Raw genomic sequence first — 19498 nt, 5'->3', positions numbered from 1 at the left:
TTGTGACGTCTTTTGGAGTGCTATAATGGTTAATATAGAATCGAGGTTATTATGAAAATCGCGTTGGTACAGATGGATGTCGTTCACGGACAGCCTGTGGAAAATAAAAAACACGTCATAGAGATGCTGGAAAGGGCGCTTGATGATAATCCTGATGTTATTGTGCTTCCTGAAATGTGGAATACAGGCTATGCTTTAAATGAACTTGATGGGCTTGCGGATAAGCATGGATTGGACTCTCAAGAACTCTTGTCTCATTTTGCTAGGAAACATGCTGTGGCTATTATCGGAGGGTCTGTTGCTATTGAGCAATACGGCAAATTCTACAATACAACCTATGTCTATAATAAGTCTGGGGACTTAATCAATACCTATAGCAAGGTCCATCTCTTTGGCCTTATGGCAGAGGACCAGTACATGTCTGCTGGGTCGAATGAGTCTGTTTTTGAGCTTGATGGTGTGATAGCTGCCAGTGTCATTTGTTATGATATCCGTTTTCCTGAATGGGTGCGAACACAGATGGCACAAGGGGCCAAGGTACTTTTTGTGGTAGCGCAGTGGCCGGAACCTCGAGTGCAGCAATGGGAGATTTTGTTAAAGGCGCGTGCAGTTGAAAATCAAGCTTTTGTAGTTGCTGTCAATCGTGTTGGAGCAGGACCGGACGATATCTTTTCAGGACATTCTATGGTTATAGATCCACTTGGAAATGTGGTCTTACAAACCAAGGAGCATGAGGAGGGAATTTTTACGGCTGATATTAATCTTGAAGAGGTAGATAAGGTTCGAGGTCAGATTCCTGTTTTTGAGGATCGTCGCACGGACTTGTATCATTAAGGAGTGTTTATGTTATTTGAAGAATCTGACTTATTGAAGGCATTGCCAGAGCAGTTTTTTGCAGGTTTGGTTGCTAAAGTTAATGCCAAGGTGGCGGAAGGAGCAGATGTTATCAATCTTGGTCAGGGCAATCCTGACCAACCAACCTATGACCATATTGTTGAGGCGCTTTGTACCTCAGCGAAAAATCCTGCTAGCCATAAGTATTCACAGTTTCGAGGCAATCATCCTTTTAAGGAAGCTGCTGCTAGTTTTTACAAGAAACATTATGGGGTTGATTTGGATGCGGAGCGTGAGATTTGTGTCATGGGAGGTGCTAAAATTGGGCTTGTGGAATTACCCATAGCTTTGATGAATCCAGGTGACCTCCTGCTCCTACCTGACCCAGGATATCCTGATTATTTATCAGGAGTGAGTCTAGGACGTGTAGCCTATGAGACCTTTCCTTTGACGGCTGAAAATGATTTCTTGCCTGATTTGGATGCCATTCCTGAAGAGACAGCTCGGCGTGCTAAGTTTATCTATATCAATTATCCAAATAATCCTACGGGTGCTGTGGCGACTAAGGCCTTTTATGAAAAGTTGGTTGCCTGGGCTAAGACTTACGAAGTTGGTGTGGTGAGTGATTTAGCTTACGGAGCTTTGGGCTATCGAGGCTATGAGAATCCTAGCTTCTTATCAACACCTGGTGCTAAAGATGTGGGCGTTGAGTTCTATACTTTCTCGAAAACCTTCAATATGGCTGGTTGGCGTTTGGCCTTTGCTGCTGGGAATGATCAAATGATTGAAGCCTTAAATCTGATTCAAGACCATCTTTTTGTGGGAATCTTTCCTGCCTTGCAGGAGGCTGGGATTGCAGCCCTCTTAGATCCTAAATCTGAGGAGGCTGTTGCTCAACTGAATGCGACTTATGATAGCCGTCGAGATGCTTTTGTCCAGGCAGCTGCTAAGATTGGCTGGAAGGCCTTTCCATCCAAAGGTTCTTTCTATGCTTGGATGCCTGTACCAGAGGGTTACACTAGTGAGAGTTTTGCGGATCTTTTGCTTGAGAAAGCCCATGTTGCTGTGGCACCAGGTAAAGGATTCGGTCCTGCAGGAGATGCTTATGTTCGTATCGGGCTTTTGGTAGAGCCAGAACGTCTGGTCGAAGCAGTCGATCGTATTGCCAACTTGCAATTATTTAATAACTAGATAACAATCATGAAACAAGTAGTTGAAAAAGACTGCTTGTTTTTTTTCATGTTAATTTCAATTCTTCCTTGACAAATGAATAAAAATACAATAAACTAGTTACATATTTATTCAAAAGGAGTGCATAAATGAAAATTTCAATCGTTGGTATCACTGGTTATAGTGGTTTAGAGTTAGTTAAAATTTTGAATAATCATAAAAAAGTGGAACTTGTTTCTATTCACGCAACCAAGGAAGTGGGCCGACGATTGTCTGATGTGTATCCCTATCTGACAGGTGTTTGTGACTTAGAAATTGAAGCTTACGATGCGGAAAAGATTATGCAAAAGGCGGATTTGGTTTTCTTTGCCACACCTTCAGGAGTCGCTAGCTCGCTAGCAGAGGAATTTGTTCTGGCTGATTTTCCTATTATTGATTTGTCTGGTGATCATCGCTTGCCAGCAGATCTTTATCAAGAATGGTATAAAAAATCACCTGCTAAGCAGAATGTTTTGAATAAATTTACATACGCGTTATCAGAATATGCAGATGTGAAGGATAAGAAATTTATTGCCAATCCTGGATGCTATGCGACAGCGACAGAGTTAGCCTTGATTCCTTTGGTGGCAGTTAGTTTGATTGAGACGGAAAGTGTCATTGTGGATGCTAAGTCTGGTTTAACTGGTGCGGGTAAGGCTTTGAGTGAGTCTAGCCATTTTGTCAATGTTCACGATAATTATGTGACTTATAAACTCAATCATCATCAGCATATTCCTGAGATTGTTCAAACCTTGCAGGTCTTTAATCCGGAAATGCCTGAGATTCAGTTTTCAACGTCGCTTTTACCCGTTAATCGTGGAATCATGGCTACGGTTTATTGTAAGTTGAAGAAGGACGTGACTGTAGTTGATGTGGCTTCAGCGTTCACAAAGGCTTATAGCGATAAACCCTTTGTACGTGTGCAAGACAGTTTGCCAGAACTACACAACGTTATTGGATCGAATTTTACAGATATTGGCTTTGCCTATAATGAGAAAACCAATGTTCTGACAGTTATTTCAGTGATTGATAATTTGATCAAGGGTGCTGCTGGTCAAGCGGTTCAAAATCTCAACCTCATGCAGGGGTGGGATGAGACGGAAGGTTTGCTTCTGACACCGTCATACTTGTAGATGTAAGCATAGAGTTAGGAGAAAAAATATGAAAGTCATAGATGGAACAATTGCTAGTCCGCTGGGATTCTCAGCAGACGGGCTACATGCAGGATTTAAAAAGAGAAAAATGGATTTTGGTTGGATTGTCTCTGAAAAGCCAGCCAGTGTGGCAGGGGTTTATACGACCAATAAGGTGATTGCAGCTCCTCTGATTGTGACCAAGACCTCAGTTAAAAAGGTTGGGAAAATGAAGGCCATCGTTGTTAACTCAGGTGTAGCCAATTCTTGTACAGGGACTCAAGGATTGGAGGATGCTTACACCATGCAGGAGTGGACCGCTGAAAAGCTAGGTGTTGAACCAGATTTGGTTGGTGTGGCTTCTACAGGGATTATCGGTGAGTTGCTACCAATGGATACACTGAAAAATGGTCTTTCCAAGTTGGTGGTCAATGGGAATGCTGATGATTTCGCCAAGGCGATTTTGACGACTGACACAGCGACTAAGACCATTGCTGTGACGGAGACTTTTGGTCGTGATGTGGTTACTATGGCAGGCGTTGCTAAGGGTTCAGGCATGATTCACCCGAATATGGCAACCATGCTTGGGTTTATTACTTGTGATGCTAATATTTCTAGTGACACCCTTCAATTAGCCTTGAGCCAAAATGTGGAAAAGACCTTTAATCAGATTACAGTTGATGGGGATACATCAACTAATGATATGGTTCTTGTCATGTCCAATGGTTGCACGCTCAATGAAGAGATTCTGCCAGGTACACCAGAATTTGATAAGTTTTCAAAAATGCTTAATTTCGTGATGCAAGAATTGGCTAAGAAAATTGCCAAGGACGGTGAAGGTGCCAATAAACTCATCCAAGTTGATGTGGTTAATGCCCCTAATGCCCTTGATGCTCGTATGATGGCAAAATCTGTTGTCGGTTCAAGCCTGGTCAAAACAGCCATTTTTGGTGAAGATCCTAACTGGGGACGTATTCTAGCTGCTGTTGGCTATGTCGGTGTGGACGTTCCTGTGGACAATGTTGATATTATGCTTGGCGGACTGCCAGTCATGCTAGCATCTAGTCCTGTGACCTTTGATGATGAGGAAATGAAAGACATCATGCATGAGGATGAAGTGACCATTACGGTAGATCTTCATGCTGGACATGAAAAGGGAGCCGCATGGGGGTGTGATCTTTCTTACGATTACGTTAAGATTAATGCCCTCTATCACACTTAGACTATCTGAGGAAAAGGAGTTAACTGATGACTGCTGAATATATTGTAATTAAGATTGGTGGAGTAGCCAGTAAGCAGCTAACTCCAGAGATATTGGCTAAACTGTCAGAATGGCAGCAGGCTAGTCAAAAAATAATCATCATCCATGGGGGTGGTTTTGCTATTAATCAGCTGATGGAGGAGAATCATATTCCAATTCACAAGGTCAATGGTCTTCGTGTGACGAGTCAGTCAGATATGACCTTGATTAAAGAAGCCTTGGTTGACATAGTTGGGAAAAACTTGGCAGGTCAGTTAACACAGGCGGTTTTGCCAGCTTATCAGCTTGTTGATGAATTGCCAGACCTTGTCCATGCTGATTTCTTAGATCAAGAGACCTATGGCTTTGTGGGTGAAGTCAAAAACATCACCAATCAGACCTTAGTAGCACTCCTTTCTCAAGGCAAGATTCCCTTGATTCCTAGCTTGGGCTATAGTGAGCAGGGAGATTTGCTCAATATCAATGCGGATTACCTTGCTAGAGCTGTGGCAATTAGTCTAGGTGCCAAAAAACTTATCCTCATGACAGATGTCAAAGGAGTTTTAGAGAATGGACAGGTTTTAGATCATCTGAATCTTGTGGACGTTCAGGAAAAAATAGATTCAGGCGTGATAACTGGGGGGATGATTCCTAAAATTCAAAGCGCTGTTCAGACAGTTCAAGCCGGTGTCAAGCAGGTCATTATTGGTGATAACCTGACAGATGGTACCATAATCAAGGAGTAAACGATGACAAAATTATTTTCAAATTATAAACGGGCAGCGATTGATTTTGCTTCGGCACAGGGCAATTATTTGACTGATACAACTGGCAAGACCTACTTGGATTTTTCATCTGGTATCGGGGTAACTAACCTGGGCTATCATCCCTCTGTCAATCAGGCTTTGACAGAGCAGGTGGGTAAGATTTTGCACCAGCCTAATCTTTATCACAATCAGTTGCAAGAAGATGTTGCTGGACTTTTAATTGGTGACAAGGACTATCTAGCCTTTTTCTGTAATAGTGGTGCAGAGGCCAATGAAGCAGCCATAAAAATCGCCCGAAAGGCATCAGGCAAACAAGAAATCATTACCTTTCAAAATTCCTTCCATGGTCGAACGTTTGGATCCATGTCTGCCACTGGTCAGGATAAAATCAAACAAGGCTTTGGTGAAGGTGTGCCCCACTTTAGCTATGCTATTTTCAATGACATAGATAGTGTCAAGGCCCTAGCTAGTGACGAAACAGCGGCTATTATGTTGGAGTTGGTTCAAGGGGAATCAGGTGTTCAACCTGCTGATAAGGACTTTGTTAAGGCTTTGGCTGACTTTTGTAAGGAGACGGGTATTTATCTTATTGTAGATGAGGTTCAGACAGGACTTGGTCGTACTGGTAAGCTTTATGCTTATGAGCACTATGATATTGAACCAGATATCTTTACTCTGGCAAAAGGTTTGGCAAATGGGGTGCCAGTTGGTGCCATGCTTGCTAAGTCATCTCTTGGAGAAGCCTTCTCTTACGGAAGTCACGGCTCTACCTTTGGAGGAAATAAACTGGCTATGGCGGCGGCCAAAGCTACGCTTGAAGTTATGTTGGTCCCAGGTTTTCTAGATACTGCCCTTGAAAATGGAAACCCGTTACAAGCAAAATTGCAGGCAGCTTTATCTGATAAAGAGACGGTTACCACTGTACGTGGCTTGGGTTATATGATTGGGATTGAGACTACTGGCAATTTAGGAGAATTGGTCCAGTCGGCTCGAGATAAAGGGTTAATTGTCTTAACTGCAGGGACAAACGTGATTCGTCTTTTGCCACCAATCACCCTAAGTGATGCTGAAATTGAAAAGGGTGTGGCTCTCCTATCAGAAATATTTGACTAGAACATAAAAATCACTTGATTCTTGAATCAAGTGATTTCTTTTACTCATTGTCAGTATCAATCTCGCTGAGAAGTCCTTTAGCTGTTGTTGTTGGCAGAATACGGACACGATTAAGTGAGAGAAGACCATCCTTGGCACTGGCTAGCCCTTCGTTGGTTGTTAGTCCTAACTTGTAAGTTTTCTTAGCTAGGTCAAGTGTCGTTTGATTGTAGCGACCTGATGGGTAGGCAATGGTATTGACCTTGGTATTGAGTTTATTTTCAAGGAAGTCAATAGAATCCGTTAATTCAACCTTTTGTGTCGCCTTATCAGTGGTTGACAAATCGGGGTGATTAACCGTATGAGACTGGAAGCTCATACCGTGAGCCATCATTTCTTTCATCTGTTTGACGGTAAGATTTCCAGCATTTCCTTTCTTAACAAAGCCAGTGATCACATTATTGGTTGCTTTAGCCTTGTATTTTTTGAGAATAGGATAGGCAATGGTGTAGAAATCTTCGTTACCATCGTCAAAGGTCAGCCAGACAACCTTCTTAGTAGGTAGAGCGTTTTCAGTGAAGGCCTTATAGGCTTCTTCAGGCGTTAGGAAATAGTAACCTGCCTTTGACAAAGCCTTGATTTGTGCTTCGAAGAGGTCTGGGTCAACGATAAGGTTAGCGTTAGAAGCTTCGGATGGATCCATGACGTGTACCGCATGATACATGAGGATAGGGATTTGGACAGGATCGTCATAGGTTTTCCATTTAGCTGTCGTCTTAGACTGACTGGTCTGAGCCTGTTGTTGCTTGCTTTTCGACTGATTTGGTCGGTTAAGCATAAAGACTGCTAGTAAGCCAAGAAGGACAATATTTAGGAAAAGCAGAAGAAGGTTCAGTTTCTTTCTGTTAGCTTGAGTTGTTTTTTTCTTTTGAGAAGTCATTGTATCCCCTTTCAAATAGGTCTAGTTATTATTCTAACAAAAATGGGATGGAAATGCACAGAATTTTCAGTAAAAAGAATACTTGCCTCCTTAAATGGCAACAATATTCTGTCAATTCCGATAGAAATGTGGTACAATTAAAAAAATGTATGTTTTTAAGGAGAAATCGTAAATGTCTATTAAAATTGGATTGCTTGGCTTTGGTACAGTAGCTAGCGGTATTCCTTTCCTCTTGAAGGAAAATGGTGAAAAGGTTCTTGCAGCCTCACGTGACCAACTCGAAATTGCCAAAGTTTTGGTTAAAGATGACGAGGAAAAAAATCGTCTTATCGCTGCCGGAAACGACTACAATTTTGTCACAAATGTTGACGAAATCCTTAATGATGAAGAGATTCAAATCGTTGTTGAATTGATGGGTCGTATCGAGCCAGCTCGTACCTTCATCACAAAAGCACTTGAAGCAGGTAAAAACGTTGTTTCTGCTAACAAAGACTTGATTGCTACTCATGGAAAAGAGTTGATTTCTCTTGCCCAAGATAAGGGAGTGGCTTTCTACTATGAAGCTGCTGTTGCTGGTGGTATTCCAATTTTGCGTACTTTGGCTAACTCTTTGACGTCTGATAAGGTGACACGTATCCTTGGTGTGCTTAACGGAACATCTAACTTTATGATGACTAAGATGGTTGACGAAGGTTGGTCATATGAGGACGCTCTTAAGACTGCCCAAGAACTTGGTTATGCTGAAAGTGATCCAACTAACGACGTTGAAGGTATTGACGCTGCTTATAAAGCTGTTATCCTTAGCCAATTTGGATTTGGTGCCACAATTGATTTCGACGATGTGACTCACAAGGGGATTACAAACATCTCTACTGATGATGTAGCTGTTGCTCAAGAATTGGGTTATGTCATCAAATTGGTTGGTGATGTGCGTGAAGTAGAATCAGGTATCTCAGCAGAAGTGTCCCCAACATTCTTGCCAAAAAATCACCCACTTGCTAGCGTCAACGATGTCATGAATGCAGTCTTTGTTGAATCTATCGGTATTGGCGAATCAATGTACTACGGTCCAGGTGCTGGTCAAAAACCAACAGCAACATCTGTTTTGGCAGATATTATCCGTATTGCTCGTCGTCTTTCAGATGGCAATGTTGGTAAACCATTTAATGAGTTCCGTCGTGACTTGCCATTGGCTAATCCAGCAGATGTTAAGAGTAACTACTACTTTGCCCTTGATACGCCAGACGAAAAAGGTAAAATCCTTCACTTGTCTGAAATCTTCAACTCAGAAGATATTTCATTTGAACAAGTCTTGCAACAAAAAGCAAATGGCACAACAGCTCGTATCGTTGTGATTACACATGCTATGTCTAAGACACAACTTAAAGCTGTTACTGAAAAACTTGAAGCAGCAGAAGATTTCACAGTTGTCAACACATTGAAAGTTTTGTCTAACTAATTGATAAGCCCATACTGGTGCGTATAAGAAAGGTATTCAAGGAGAAAAGTCGCTGATGGCTTTCCTCCTTTTGGTGTATTATTATGAAAATTACTGTTCCAGCAACATCTGCCAATATTGGTCCAGGTTTTGACTCTGTGGGTGTTGCCGTTTCTAAATATTTGACAGTCGAGGTGCTTGAACCAGTGGATGCATGGCATATCGAACATGATTTGGGCGATATTCCTTCAGATGAAAATAACCTCCTCATTTCAACTGCCTTGCAAGTTAAGTCTGATTTGCAGCCCCATAAATTGGTGATGACATCAGATATTCCCTTAGCGCGTGGGCTAGGTTCTTCAAGTTCTGTTATTGTCGCAGGAATCGAGTTGGCCAATCAATTGGCAAACTTGCAGCTCTCAGACGATGATAAACTTGATATTGCAACCAAGATTGAAGGTCACCCAGACAATGTTGCCCCAGCTATTTTTGGGAATCTCGTTGTAGCCTCTTATGTGGATGAACATGTTAATAGCATCGTGACAGACTTTCCAGAGTGTGCCTTTGTAGCCTTCATTCCGAGCTATGAACTTAAGACGTCTGATTCACGTGGGGTACTTCCAAGTGACCTGTCTTACAAAGAAGCTGTAGCTGCATCATCTATTGCCAACGTTGCCATTGCTGCCCTCTTTGCAGGCGATTTGGTTAAGGCGGGACATGCTATTCAAGGGGATATGTTCCACGAACGCTACCGTCAAAAACTGGTTAAAGAATTTGCGACTATTAAAGAATTGTCAGGTCAATACGGTGCTTATGCGACCTACCTCTCAGGCGCTGGCCCAACAGTTATGACCTTGACGCCAAATGATCAAGCTGAGGCTCTAAAAACGGCTATCGATGGTCTTGGTTTAGATGGTGAAACCTTCATCCTGTCTGTGGATAAAGCAGGTGTTGTCGTTGACTAGAAAAAATCAGGGGCTACTCTTTGGTCTGGCCACCTATATTCAATGGGGATTTTTATCCCTTTTTTGGAAACTTTTAGCAGGTGTTTCGGCTTACAACACCTTCTCATGGCGGATTATTTTTACTGTAGTGACTATGTTGACTTACGCCCTAGTCGCTAAGCAAAATACACGTTTCAAAGGGGAGCTTGTGGAACTTTGGCAGGATAAGAAAGCCTTGCTTCGTATGCTACTTGCTAGTTTTCTCATAGCAGCTAACTGGTTGATTTATATCTATGCTGTGGGTCATGGTCAAGCAACGCAGGCTAGCCTGGGCTATTACATTATGCCTATTATTTCTATCCTGTTTGCCCTCATTTTTCTTCGTGAATCATTGAGTAGGACCATGTGGGCAGCAGTAGTATTGGCCTTTATAGGAGTACTGGTTCTTGTTGCCAATACAGGAAAACTTCCCATGGTTTCATTGGGGTTAGCTCTGAGCTTTGGTTTCTATGGTCTAATCAAAAAAGGAGTTAGGCTCTCCAGTGACGTAGCCATGCTAGTAGAAAGTGGCTTGCTACTACCTTTTGTAGCTATCTATCTCGTTTTCTTTTCTCCAGAATCATTTTCTTCCTATTCGAGCATGGAAATGTTTCTCCTAGCCATATCCGGTGTGGTGACGGCTGTTCCATTGCTTTGCTTCTCAGAAGCAGTCAAAAGGGCACCACTTAACCTTATTGGTTTCATCCAGTATCTTAATCCTACGATTCAACTTCTCGTAGCCATTCTCATTTTTGGTGAGACGGTCAGCTTTGGAGAGTTGAAAGGCTTCCTATTTATCTGGATGGCCATACTAGTCTTTGTAACTGGCCAAATAGTAACATTTCGTAGAAGTTCCTGATAGCTATCGGGAACTTTTTATGATGTTGTCCTAAAAATGAGCCAAGTTTATCTGACAATTTTAGAACTTTAAGATATAATAGTAGTATTAGATTAAAATAGCGGAGAATTTTATGCGAAAAATGAAAAAGCTAGCGGGCTATCTGCTTCTGCTCGCTATCCCAGTTGCCATCGCTGCAGGCCTGTTTATCTTTAACGGTTCAGGTTATCGCTTGTCAGAACAAGATGCGGCAGACATTGCTTACAAAAATGCAGGTGTCAAAACTTCTGAGATTTCTCAATCAACAGTTTCGAAAGCACGTTCTGGGCTTCACGGAAGTTATGAGATTAGTTTCACAACGTCAGACAACCATTTTGAGTATACAATTGATGGTCAGTCAGGATCTATTTTGAAACATAAGAGTGACCATCCAACAACTAAGGATGAGGATGACGCTCAAAAAGGTGAAGAACCTAAAGACGAGACTCAACCTAGTGAAAGCAAGGAAGAGACAGCAGTATCCAAAGAAACTGCACAAACGACAGCTCTTAATCATGCTGGCCTAGCTGAGGGTTCTGTGACAAACTTGAAAACGGACTTGAAGACTGAAGGAGACGGTAAAGTCTACAATATCAGCTTTGATTATGCGGCTAGTGGTCTACGTTATAAATACGCGGTAAATGCTGATTCAGGAGCTATCGTAGCCTATACGACTGAGTATCTCACAGGGGCTGCGACTCCTGCTCAGTAGGTCACAGATAGAGTGAAAGCTCTCCTTGTTATTGAGGAAAATCCTTGCAATTTCTCTGAAATGGTGTAAACTTAAAGTGAAAACGGTAACAGTAGCTGTAGATGTTGCCGTAGAATCAAGGAGGCTTTGACCATGAAAGAATTCCAAGCATTTAAAGACACGCTTAGCAATAAGGCTCTCAAAGCCATTTACGAAGAAAGTAAATTGGAAGTCCAAGACGAAACAACTGAAGGTACAGAAGCCTTCTCACTAGCCTTGGCGACCCAAATGGCTATCAATCTACTCGAAAACTATGAAAAATGGCTAAAAGAAGAAAGAGCTAAGGAAGAAAAATAAGATGCAATCCTTGTCGGCAGACAGGGATTTTTCTAATGGAAAATAAAGTTATCTAGAATGTAGATTATCTGTCTTGAAATGTCTATAATACCATCATTCATGCACTTAAAATAAAATAAATGCTTTTACTTATGATAAATGAGCCATTTCTTGTGAAAAAGGTCTCGATTTTAGCCGATGTTTTGTTACAATGGTTTCAGCAAGTTCCTTAAGAGAGGAGTAGAGAGATGATTTTCTTGGTGATTAGGATAATTACTATGATGTTAGGGGTTATAGTTACTTACCTGCTATTGTGTTATTTTATTAGTCATACACAGTCCGAACATGTTTTAATAAGAGCACATCAAAGACGAGTTGCAGCTGGGAAAAAGCTCAAAGATGTTTGTGGGCTTGAATTAAAAGTTCATAAAGAACATTTTCAGAAGGATTTTGAAGGAAAGTGATGGTGAACTTCATGGAGTTAATTAAATCATTTCTTGTGACGCCCTATTTTCTTGGGATGATTCTTGTTGGTGTATTTTTAGGGATTTATGTGTTGATAGATAAGATTATTAAGAATCCGATAAAAGATATCGATTATTACAAAAAGTTTGTAGAATCTTACAAAGAAGAAGCAGATTTTTATAAAATGTCCTCCGAAGAGTATAAAACGATGGCAATAACTTACCGTAAGAGATATTTGGAAAGCCAAGCAAAGTTAGAACTTGTCATGAAAGGTAATAGTAGCCATTGAAAATTGTGAGGGAAAGTAAGACAGAGGACATACTTTCAAATTCAAAAATCAATAAGATTTCCATCACAATTTCATTTGTCTTGGTCTTAAAATTGTGATAAAATAAGACCATTCAGAGGTGCTTTGAAGCCCATTTGTCACAGGAAGCGGTGGTACTGAGAAATCCGCACAAATGTCAAAGCTGGTTGCTGATGGTCAAATTGAATCAAGAAAGCTGTGAGTGGTTACCACTCAAAACTGGGTGGTACCGCGGATGCACATTCGTCCCTGTCATGGTTATGACAGGGATTTTCTATAGCTTTTAAAGAACCAAGACCGAAGGTCGCAGGTGAATTTAGAGATATTGATGCAGACAGAGCGAAAGCGAGGTCTACGTTCCTATCAGAGGAGGGTGACATGAAGCAATCTTTTGAGACCAGTAAATTGTACTATGGTTTTCCCATTTTTATCTTGGGTTACCAGGACCAGACCTATGGCTATAATGTGACGACTTGTAGTTCTTCTTATAGTCTAGGAGATTGGCTCGTTATAGGGGTCGGTAGCGAGGAAAATGCGGCGGATCAGATTAAACATTATCAGAAGTTCACAGTGAATATTCCTGATGAAAGTTTTATGCTGGAGATGGAGCAGGCTGGTTTTATTAGTCATCGTGAGAAGATTGCTAAACTCGGCATAGATTTCCAACCTTCTAAACTGACACAAGCACCTATCCTGGATGCCTGTCCAGTCGTTCTGGATTGTGAGGTCGACAGAATTATTGAGGAAGATGGTATCTGTCATATCTTTGCTAAGATCCTAGACCGCCATGCTGATTTTGGTTTGCTAGATGACAAGGGACATTTCCGTAATGATTCTTTTGCACCGACTTACTTTATGGGTGATGGCCATAAGCGTGTCTATCGCTATCTTGATGACCGTGTAGACTCCATGGGAAGCTTTATCAAGAAAGCGAGGAAGAGGGATGACAAGAGCTGAATTGCCAGAACGAATCGAAACGGAGCGACTCGTCTTACGAAATCGTACATTGGCGGATGCTGAGGATATCTTTGGTTTTGCCAGTCGTCCAGAAGTCTCCTACCCAGCAGGTTTCCCACCTGTTAAGACCCTCGAAGAGGAAATCTATTATTTAGAACATATCTTTCCCGAGCGGAATCAAAAGGACAATCTCCCAGCTGGTTATGGCATTGTGATCAAAGGGACTGATAAAGTGATTGGTTCTGTTGATTTCAACCATCGACACGAGGATGATGTGCTTGAGATTGGCTATACCTTGCACCCAGACTATTGGGGTCGAGGCTATGTGCCAGAAGCAGCGCGTGCTTTGATTGATCTAGGTTTTAAAGATTTAGACCTTCACAAGATTGAGCTGACTTGCTTTAGCTACAATGTCCAAAGTCAACGAGTCGCTGAGAAGCTTGGTTTCACCCTTGAAGCTCGTATCCGAGACCGCAAAGATGCCCAAGGAAATCGCTGTGATGAGTTGAGATATGGCTTTCTTAGGAGTGAGTGGGAGAGATGAATGAAAAAAATATTTTCATATACTATAGCTTTATTACCAATCTTATTACTAATTTCTTTATTATTGTTAGTACCCATCATCTTATTAATATTTTTTATTCCAAGTAATTATTTATTTATCCGTCCGATGTGGATAATAGAAATCTATATAGGCATATTATTATTGGGTTATGGAATTAGATTAAATATAATTTCGATAAGTTTAAAAGCTAAAATTTTTTATTTAATCGTATCAATATTAGTAACATCTTTATCTCTTATTTTACTTTTCTATTTCAAGAACTTACTTTTTATTTTTTATCAGTTATTCTTGCCTATACTCTATGTTTTAATCTTCGAACAAAGACTCGTAGGTTTTAAAACTTATCTTCAAAGAAGTAGGGATACTCTTGTAGGATTCAACATATTTGATGCTTTTTTTGTAGTTTCATATTTCTGTTTAAAATCTATTTTAAGAAATAATGTGAATAGAATAGAAGTTTTTTTAAATGAGTTACCCATATCGCATATTGCTATTGAAGGTATTTTTCTTATTTTATTTATTTTTGTTCTATTCATACTTATACCTGCTCTTAGAGGATTTTTGGGAGTTTGGTTCTACAGAAAGCAAAATGGAATTTGCAAACAGTCGGGAAAGGTATTTTGGAATTCGAATATTGCAGCATATGTTGTGTCAGTTATATCAATAATTTTATACATTTCTACTTTTTTTCAAATCAGCTCTCTTGACGATAGTACACTCTTAGTTTATTTGATACTTATGTCTTTTACAGTCTATTTCTGGACAATTGTTTGCGAAGGAATTGATAAAGGGGGAGAGGATAAAGAAAGGGTATTATCAAATTGGGTATTAATTGGATTGATCTCAATTTTCTTGATTCTTTTAGATATGATAGAAAGCGATTTGATTGGAATCTTAACGTGGTTTTTACCTATGTTATTACCAGTTTTTGTGGGAAAAGTGAATAACATAGTACCTAGAGGTAATTTAAAGTCACCTACCCCTGCCATGAAAAAACATCTTTATTGGCTACAGATAATGAGCTTTAATACATTATTTGTATTTAATATATTATCCTCTATATCGACTAAGCAAGTAATAAAAAAAGAACAGATAGAACAAATCAACGTTTTCAAAGACTCTATCATCTCCGTATTAGATAGAGGGACGTCCTCAAAATTATTATTAGGTATTTTGGTTTCGTTTATTATGTTATTAATTTCAATAGCTATTGCTTATATACTTAGTAAATTAATGATATATTTAATACGAAGATTTTATATAGATGCTTCGAATAAATATTTTAAGTAGATTATTTAGAAAGGACACACACATGTCTAAAGAACTTTCACCTAAATACAATCCAGCCGAGGTTGAGGCTGGTCGTTACCAAAAATGGCTTGACGAAGATGTTTTCAAGCCTTCTGGCGATAAAAAGGCTAAGCCTTATTCAATCGTTATTCCACCACCAAACGTAACTGGTAAACTTCACCTTGGTCACGCTTGGGATACAACTCTTCAAGATATCATCATCCGTCAAAAACGTATGCAAGGTTTCGATACGCTTTGGCTTCCAGGTATGGACCACGCAGGTATTGCCACTCAAGCCAAGGTTGAAGCGCGTTTGGCTGAAGACGGCCTCTCTCGTTATGACCTTGGCCGTGAAAAATTCCTTGATAAAGTTTGGGAATGGAAAGACGAGTATGCCTCAACTATCAAGCAACAATGGGGCAAGATGGGGCTCTCTGTAGACTACTCGCGTGAGCGTTTCACTCTTGATGAAGGTTTGTCAAAAGCCGTTCGCAAGGTCTTTGTAGAGCTCTACAAAAAAGGTTGGATTTACCGTGGTGAATTCATCATCAACTGGGATCCCAAAGCCCGTACAGCCCTCTCTGATATCGAGGTTATTCACAAGGATGTGGAAGGTGCCTTCTACCACATGAACTACATGTTGGAAGATGGTTCACGTGCCCTTGAAGTGGCAACAACACGTCCTGAAACTATGTTTGGGGATACTGCCGTAGCGGTTAACCCAAACGATGACCGTTATAAAGATTTGATTGGTAAAAATGTTATCTTGCCAATCTTGAATAAGCCAATCCCAATCGTTGGGGACGAACATGCAGACCCTGAGTTTGGTACAGGTGTGGTTAAAATCACACCTGCCCATGACCCTAATGACTTCTTGGTTGGTCAACGTCATAACTTGCCACAAGTCAATGTCATGAACGATGATGGTACCATGAATGAATTGGCTGGTGAATTCAACGGTATGGACCGCTTTGAAGCACGTAAGGCTGTTGTTAAGAAATTGGAAGAAATCGGTGCTCTTGTCGAAATCGAGAAAATGACTCACTCAGTTGGTCACTCAGAGCGTACAGGTGTGCCTGTTGAGCCACGCTTGTCTACACAATGGTTCGTTAAGATGGATCAATTGGCGAAAAATGCCATCGCAAACCAAGACACAGAGGACAAGGTAGAATTTTACCCACCTCGTTTCAACGATACCTTCCTCCAATGGATGGAAAATGTCCACGATTGGGTTATTTCTCGTCAGCTCTGGTGGGGGCACCAAATCCCTGCTTGGTACAATGCTGAGGGTAAAATGTACGTTGGTGAAGAAGCACCAGAAGGTGACGGATGGAAACAAGACGAAGACGTCTTGGACACTTGGTTCAGTTCAGCTCTCTGGCCATTCTCAACCATGGGCTGGCCTGATGTCGACTCAGAAGACTTCAAACGTTACTTCCCAACTTCAACCTTGGTAACAGGTTACGACATCATCTTCTTCTGGGTGTCTCGTATGATCTTCCAATCATTGGAATTCACAGGACGCCAGCCATTTAAGAATGTCCTTATCCACGGTCTTATCCGTGATGAGCAAGGACGTAAGATGTCTAAATCTCTCGGAAACGGGATTGACCCGATGGATGTTATCGAGAAATATGGTGCTGATGCCCTTCGTTGGTTCCTTTCAAACGGTTCTGCACCAGGGCAAGACGTGCGTTTCTCTTACGAAAAAATGGATGCGTCTTGGAACTTCATTAATAAGATTTGGAACATCTCTCGCTATATCCTTATGAACAATGAAGGTTTGACCTTGGATGTAGCGCGTGAAAATGTGGCTAAAGTCGCTGTTGGTCAAGCAGGTAACGTGACAGACCGTTGGATTCTCCACAACCTCAACGAAACTATTGGAAAAGTTACTGAGAACTTTGACAAGTTCGAATTTGGTGTGGCTGGTCACATCCTCTACAACTTCATCTGGGATGAGTTTGCGGACTGGTATGTTGAGTTGACTAAGGAAGTGCTTTACAGCGACAATGAGGACGAAAAAGTCATCACTCGTTCGGTTCTTCTTTACACCTTGGATCAAATCTTGCGTCTCCTTCACCCAATCATGCCATTCGTGACTGAGGAAATCTACGGTCAAATCTCTGAAGGAACTATCGTGACTGCTGAATACCCAGTGGTTCGTCCAGAGTTTGAAAATGAAGAAGCTGCAGCCGGTGTTGAAGCTCTTAAAGATGTGATTCGTTCAGTCCGTAACTCACGTGCAGAAGTGAACGTAGCGCCAAGTAAACCAATCACTATCTTGATCAAGACAAGCGACAGCAAGCTCGATGCTTTCTTTAATGATAATGTCAACTACATCAAACGCTTCACAAACCCAGAACACTTGGAAATTGCAGCAGATGTCGAAGTGCCTGACTTGGTTATGTCAAGCATCATCACAGGTGCAGAAATCTACTTGCCACTCGCTGACCTCCTTAATGTCGAAGAAGAATTGGCTCGTCTTGAAAAAGAATTAGCCAAATGGCAAAAAGAACTGGATATGGTCGGTAAGAAGCTTTCTAACGAACGCTTCGTAGCCAATGCTAAACCAGAAGTCGTCCAAAAAGAACGCGACAAACAAGAAGATTACCAAGCTAAATACGATGCGACAGTCGTACGTATTGATGAGATGAAGAAATTGGTTAAATAAAGAAAGAGACACGGCGGAATGCCGTGTTTTTTAACTCTTTGTCAACTGTGGTGGTTCTCAAAAAAAATTCTTGTGATGTATCGTAATTTAAATATAACAAAAAAGTCATCATATGATGACTTTTTCAGTGGCTCTAACAAAAGCCTGCGTTTATTTCAAGCAGTGAATAGTAAACAGTATTTTTTAACTAAGAACGTCTAAGAAGCTTTTTAAGTCCTTGAATAAGTTTGTATTTTAAAGGTTGTGGGTAATAGCGGAAGGTTCCCATCTTACGAACAATATAACCGTTAAAGTTTTGTTTAAATCGTAGAACTCCATCAGAGCCGTCAAACACACCTGTGATTCCAAGGAAATTATAACTCATAATATTTCTTCTTAAAGTGCAATTCATGGCATGATACTGAATTAAGAAAGCAGCAGAGAATTTTTGAAATTCTGTGTAGGAACCTCCAAAGAGATATGTGGCCTGATCTTTCGTATATAGTATTAAAGCACAGGCAAGAAGTATCTTCTCTGTATTAATTTTTTGTTTGAGCTCTGAAATGATCTGTTTTTGTTTATTCAATTTTTGAGCTTGTTGCTCATACTGTTTGCTCTTAGGGTTCAGTGAGGTAAGTTTACTATTTATGTGGTCTAAGCTTTTTTCAAAATCTAACTCTGCTACCAAGAAATCAGCGTTATCACCAAATGCATCATATAAATCTGTATAATAATCTAAACTTTTATCTTCAAATCCTTGCCTTCTTCCGGTTTCTTCTATAATCTTTTTGAATTCTGGAATTTCTCCTTTATTTATTTTGCGAACAATAACATTATAGTCGAGAGCAGTTTTGATGTTTCTGATGCTATTTTTGTTAAATGATTTTAATAAAGATTTTTCATCAAAGCCCTCAAGGTTTTTCAAATAATGCCAAGTTGGTTCCCCTTCAGGATAGCCTACCTGTAAACCATCAAATTTGTAGCCAAGATCTGTTAGTGTAGAAATTAGTTCTGTTTTCTCAGGTTCAATAGGCTTTCCATCAATTTCAAATGTCTGATAAATGTCATCTGGCTTTACAACCAATTCTAAAGCTCCCTGTTTCTTAGCAAAAAGTTGTAATTCATGGTAAAAACTCTTTAAATCGGATTCATTTGTATACGATGGACCACTATTAATTTCTATTCGGACTCCTCCAGTCAAATGCTTCATGAAAGCAATAGCGGCAACGGTAATTTCATTATTGCTTTTCCAACCTAGATATTTAGTCTTGAATCCTCTTTTTTTTAGGAGATTAGACATTGATACTGTTTGCATGAACGAATGTTCTTTACATTTTTCTATGAAAGATGTAAACTCATCCTCTTTCAAAATTGTAAGACTCATTTTATTTCCTTTCGATTACAAGTAAAATAGTTATATAAGTTATTATAACAAAAATAAATCCAGATGCTTCAAACTATCTATATTTCAAAGTGACTATAGTCAGAGAATGCTAAAGTCTAGTAATCTTACATTAATATAAAACTAGGTACAGTGAGGTTCTAGATTCTATCGTTGATAACGAAAGGAAGATAGCATCGGGTCATGTGTTTTGTATGATAGAAGAAGATTTAGGACAAAAGAAGTTGTTAAATTGGACGAGTTACCGTTTTGTACACGTCATTTTATGAAAAATACAAAGTCTCTATGAGGTGATATTATTATTCCTGAACTATGAAAT

18 protein-coding genes are annotated in these 19498 nt (G+C 40.3%); 16 read left to right on the top strand and 2 right to left on the bottom strand.

Annotated features, from left to right (window positions below):
• The first annotated feature begins 51 nt into the window (after positions 1-51).
• The 6 genes from ADH51_RS08890 to ADH51_RS08865 all read left to right on the top strand — a co-directional run bounded on the left by ADH51_RS08890 (position 52) and on the right by ADH51_RS08865 (position 6296).
• Positions 52-834, top strand: a complete 783-nt coding sequence (locus ADH51_RS08890; protein WP_048676257.1) for a carbon-nitrogen family hydrolase — start codon at positions 52-54, stop codon at positions 832-834.
• Positions 835-843: 9 nt separating this feature from the next.
• A complete protein-coding gene (locus tag ADH51_RS08885) occupies positions 844-2025 on the top strand; it encodes a pyridoxal phosphate-dependent aminotransferase (RefSeq protein ID WP_048676254.1) in 1182 nt (393 codons plus the stop codon).
• Between the two features lie 128 nt (positions 2026-2153).
• Complete coding sequence (gene argC, locus ADH51_RS08880; protein ID WP_048676251.1) at positions 2154-3176, top strand: N-acetyl-gamma-glutamyl-phosphate reductase; 1023 nt, start codon at positions 2154-2156, stop codon at positions 3174-3176.
• A gap of 28 nt (positions 3177-3204) precedes the next feature.
• A complete protein-coding gene (argJ, locus tag ADH51_RS08875; protein WP_048676249.1) occupies positions 3205-4398 on the top strand; it encodes a bifunctional glutamate N-acetyltransferase/amino-acid acetyltransferase ArgJ in 1194 nt (397 codons plus the stop codon).
• 26 nt (positions 4399-4424) lie between these two features.
• Positions 4425-5162 (top strand): acetylglutamate kinase, encoded by a 738-nt coding sequence (gene argB, locus ADH51_RS08870; RefSeq protein WP_048676246.1) that lies wholly within the window; start codon positions 4425-4427, stop codon positions 5160-5162.
• Between the two features lie 3 nt (positions 5163-5165).
• Positions 5166-6296 (top strand): acetylornithine transaminase, encoded by a 1131-nt coding sequence (locus ADH51_RS08865; protein WP_048676243.1) that lies wholly within the window; start codon positions 5166-5168, stop codon positions 6294-6296.
• A 40-nt stretch (positions 6297-6336) separates the two neighbouring features.
• On the opposite strand, the gene ADH51_RS08860 is transcribed toward ADH51_RS08865, so the two are convergent.
• Positions 6337-7215 (bottom strand): polysaccharide deacetylase family protein, encoded by an 879-nt coding sequence (locus ADH51_RS08860; protein ID WP_048676240.1) that lies wholly within the window; start codon positions 7213-7215, stop codon positions 6337-6339.
• A gap of 172 nt (positions 7216-7387) precedes the next feature.
• Between ADH51_RS08860 and ADH51_RS08855 the strand changes: the two genes are divergently transcribed.
• From ADH51_RS08855 to ADH51_RS08805, 10 genes are all read left to right on the top strand, one after another.
• Positions 7388-8674 carry a homoserine dehydrogenase gene (locus ADH51_RS08855; protein WP_002890168.1) on the top strand — a complete coding sequence of 429 codons (1287 nt, stop codon included), beginning with the start codon at positions 7388-7390 and terminating at the stop codon, positions 8672-8674.
• An 83-nt stretch (positions 8675-8757) separates the two neighbouring features.
• On the top strand, positions 8758-9618 hold the full coding sequence (gene thrB, locus ADH51_RS08850; protein WP_037604149.1) for a homoserine kinase: 861 nt from the start codon (positions 8758-8760) through the stop codon (positions 9616-9618).
• Positions 9611-10495, top strand: a complete 885-nt coding sequence (gene rarD, locus ADH51_RS08845; protein WP_048676237.1) for an EamA family transporter RarD — start codon at positions 9611-9613, stop codon at positions 10493-10495. The genes thrB and rarD overlap by 8 nt, the downstream gene beginning before the upstream one ends.
• A gap of 112 nt (positions 10496-10607) precedes the next feature.
• A complete protein-coding gene (locus ADH51_RS08840) occupies positions 10608-11225 on the top strand; it encodes a PepSY domain-containing protein (RefSeq protein ID WP_048676234.1) in 618 nt (205 codons plus the stop codon).
• Positions 11226-11357: 132 nt separating this feature from the next.
• Positions 11358-11561 (top strand): hypothetical protein, encoded by a 204-nt coding sequence (locus ADH51_RS08835; protein WP_048676230.1) that lies wholly within the window; start codon positions 11358-11360, stop codon positions 11559-11561.
• A gap of 454 nt (positions 11562-12015) precedes the next feature.
• Entirely contained in the window at positions 12016-12294 is a 279-nt protein-coding gene (locus ADH51_RS08825) for a hypothetical protein (protein ID WP_152904290.1), read from the top strand.
• A 396-nt stretch (positions 12295-12690) separates the two neighbouring features.
• Positions 12691-13269, top strand: a complete 579-nt coding sequence (locus ADH51_RS08820; RefSeq protein ID WP_048676221.1) for a flavin reductase family protein — start codon at positions 12691-12693, stop codon at positions 13267-13269.
• Positions 13256-13813: a GNAT family N-acetyltransferase gene (locus tag ADH51_RS08815; protein WP_048676218.1), complete on the top strand. Its 558-nt coding sequence runs from the start codon at positions 13256-13258 to the stop codon at positions 13811-13813. Before ADH51_RS08820 ends, ADH51_RS08815 begins: the two co-directional genes overlap by 14 nt.
• Positions 13814-15124 (top strand): hypothetical protein, encoded by a 1311-nt coding sequence (locus tag ADH51_RS08810; RefSeq protein WP_048676215.1) that lies wholly within the window; start codon positions 13814-13816, stop codon positions 15122-15124. It abuts the gene before it with no gap.
• Positions 15125-15146: 22 nt separating this feature from the next.
• Positions 15147-17798, top strand: coding sequence for a valine--tRNA ligase (locus ADH51_RS08805; RefSeq protein WP_048676214.1), 2652 nt, complete (start codon positions 15147-15149; stop codon positions 17796-17798).
• Between the two features lie 187 nt (positions 17799-17985).
• On the opposite strand, the gene ADH51_RS08800 is transcribed toward ADH51_RS08805, so the two are convergent.
• A complete protein-coding gene (locus tag ADH51_RS08800) occupies positions 17986-19161 on the bottom strand; it encodes a peptidoglycan bridge formation glycyltransferase FemA/FemB family protein (RefSeq protein WP_048676211.1) in 1176 nt (391 codons plus the stop codon).
• Between the last annotated feature and the right edge of the window lie 337 nt (positions 19162-19498).

This window comes from Streptococcus sp. 449_SSPC (assembly GCF_001073005.1).
GTDB classification, from domain to species: domain Bacteria; phylum Bacillota; class Bacilli; order Lactobacillales; family Streptococcaceae; genus Streptococcus; species Streptococcus salivarius_F.
The sequence above is the reverse complement of the archived record's forward strand: the minus strand, read 5'-3'. Positions and strand labels throughout refer to the sequence as shown.